Below are 2,592 nucleotides of genomic sequence, written 5' to 3' on the forward strand. Positions count from 1 at the left end.
CGGCCATGGGCTGCTGGGCCACCTGATTCGGCAGCCGACCTCGATCCGCGTGGACGATATTCCCACGCACCCGGATTCGGTAGGATTCCCACCGGGTCATCCACCAATGCGCACCATGTTAGGCGTCGGCATCGGTGTGCGTGGCCGAATATACGGAAACATCTATCTTTGCGACCGATCGGATGGGCGGCCTTTCGACAAGGAGGACGAGGCTGTCGTCGTGGCGCTGGCAGGTGCCGCCGCTGTCGCGGTGGAGAACGCCCGCCTGTTCGACCAGGTCCGCACCGGTGCCGAACAGTTTCAGCGCCTGCTCCTGCCCCGCCTGCCCAACCTGGCTCCGTTGTCCGTCGCCGAGGTCTACAAGGCATCGACGCAACGAGGCTCGCGAACAGGGCATGTCGGTGGGGACTGGTACGACGCCCTGCTGCTGCCCGACGGAGCGGTCGGGGCCGTCGTCGGCGACGTCGTCGGCCATGACCTTGTCGCCGCGGCCGCCATGGCCCAGACCCGCAACATGCTGCGCGCCCTGCTGTACGACAAATGCGGCCCACCCAGCGCCGTGCTCACTCAGCTCGACCACACGCTGGAAGCGATCGAGGAAAATCCGGTGACCACCATCTGCCTCGCGCGCATCGAGCCGATGGGCGGGAGGTGGAAACTGTCCTGGAGCAGCGCCGGCCATCTCCCACCGCTGCTGCTCACCCCCGACGGCGGCAGCCGCTACCTGCAGACCGAGCCCGACGTACCGCTGGGGGTCGACGTCGGCCTGCCTCGCCACGACCGCACTCTCGCGTTACCGCCAGGCGCCACCCTGATTCTGTTCACCGACGGGCTCGTCGAACACCGTTCCCATCCGATCGACCATGGTCTGGCCGCGCTCGCCGCGCTGGCCGCGACCTACGCCGACCAGCCGTTACCCACGCTGTGCCACGCGCTGGCCGACGAACACCCCAGCGACGGCCACGACGATCTGGCCGTCATCGCGCTCCGCATCCCCAGCGAAAGCCGCGTCCGCCTGGCCGGCCAGCCGCCGCACCATGCGGACGTATCGTCCTGACCCGACGGCGGCAGCGGGACATGTCCAGCGACGTCACGCGGATACCCAATGATTATCCGCGTCAACAGCACCGGGAACGGTCCAGGCGGACGAGGCGGGTGAAAACCTCCGTCTTGGCGGCCAGCTCCGCGTACTCAGCGGCGGGATCGGAGCCCCAGGTGATGCCACCGCCAACGCCATAGGCAGCGACGCCCGTGGCACGGTCGAGCAGAACAGTACGGATCGGGACACTGAAACGAGCCTGGAAAGGGGCATCGGCAGGCGCAACCATGCCGATGGCGCCACAGTAAACGCCCCGCGGACCATCCTCCACATCCCGGATGATCTCCATGGTGCGCGGCTTGGGCGCACCGGTGACCGAGCCGCACGGGAACAGCGCGCGGAACACCTCAGGCAGGCCGATGCCTGGGCGCAGGCGCGCGCACACCTCCGAGGTCAGCTGGTGCACCGTCGCGTACCGCTCCGCGTGCAGCAGGGAGGTCACCCGTACGCTGCCGGTGACCGCGACTCGGGCGAGGTCGTTGCGCACCAGGTCGACAATCATGATGTTCTCGGCGCGTTCCTTCTCGCTGGCGCGCAGAGCCGCGACGATCACCGCGTCCTCGGCCGGGGTATCGCCCCGGCGCGCGGTGCCCTTCATCGGCCGCATCCGCACCTGCCGGCCCCGGGTCTCGAAGAACAATTCCGGGCTGGCGCTGGCGACAACGAACATGCCGACGTCGAGGTAGGCGTTGAAGGCGCCGCGCTGGCCGAGCGCGAGGTCGGTGTAGAGGGCGAACGGGTCACCGAGGGTCTCGGCGGTCAGGTGGGTGGTCAGGTTGACCTGGTAGGTCTCGCCCGCGGCGATGTGCCGGCGGACGGCCTCGACGCGGGCCCGGTGGGTCTCGGAGTCCCAGGCCAGCCACCACTCGCCGACACGGTAGGCAGCCGGGTCCGGCTCGCGGACGGCTGGGACGAGACGGGGCGGGGCACACACGCCGAACCAGGCCAGCGGCAGGCCGTGGGCGGGCGGGTGGACAGCGAGGCGCCGGTCCAGCGCCGCCTCGTAAGCAACGAAGCCGCAGGCCCACCAACCCCCGGCGGTCGCGGCCTCGACCTCGGCCAGCAGCGGGGCGACCTCGTCGGGCCGGACCGCCGCCAGGCGGCAGGCGGGCCGCGAGAACTCCCAGGCAACACCGGCCCGCAGGTCGTCGAACCTGGCGAAGCAGTTCCGGCCTCGCACGACCTCTCCTCTCCGTTTCCCTGGCCCGCAGCCGGCGTCCCCGGCTCGCGGCCGGCGTCGCCGCCGTCGCGAGGGCGCGTGGGACGCGCGTGGGACTTCCGTGAAGCGCCGCATTCTCTCGCTCATCGCCGACATACGCCCCCGCGAGGTGCGTTGGGACCGCTCCTCACGTCCGCGCTCCGGTCCGGCAGCCACAGCTTCATGATCTACGAAAAACTTGGAGCGACCGGCAACAGGGCGTTCGATCAGGCAGCGGCGTCCGGGTGGATGGATCGCAAGGCGCGTGCCCCGGCCCCGCGATGCCGCGTCCCCT

General features: G+C 70.1%; 2 protein-coding genes. One reads left to right on the top strand and one right to left on the bottom strand.

The window, feature by feature from the left end:
• Positions 1 to 1,057, top strand: a 1,057-nt coding sequence (locus tag MJ783_RS23025; RefSeq protein WP_239313936.1) for a GAF domain-containing SpoIIE family protein phosphatase, incomplete at its 5' end; no start/stop codon positions are given.
• 61 nt (positions 1,058 to 1,118) lie between these two features.
• Here the strand turns inward: MJ783_RS23025 and pabB are convergent.
• Positions 1,119 to 2,279 carry an aminodeoxychorismate synthase component I gene (pabB, locus tag MJ783_RS23030; protein WP_239313938.1) on the bottom strand — a complete coding sequence of 387 codons (1,161 nt, stop codon included), beginning with the start codon at positions 2,277 to 2,279 and terminating at the stop codon, positions 1,119 to 1,121.
• Positions 2,280 to 2,592 lie beyond the last annotated feature (313 nt).

It is taken from the genome of Protofrankia sp. Cj3, from assembly GCF_917627355.1.
Taxonomy (GTDB): Bacteria; Actinomycetota; Actinomycetes; order Frankiales; family Frankiaceae; genus Protofrankia.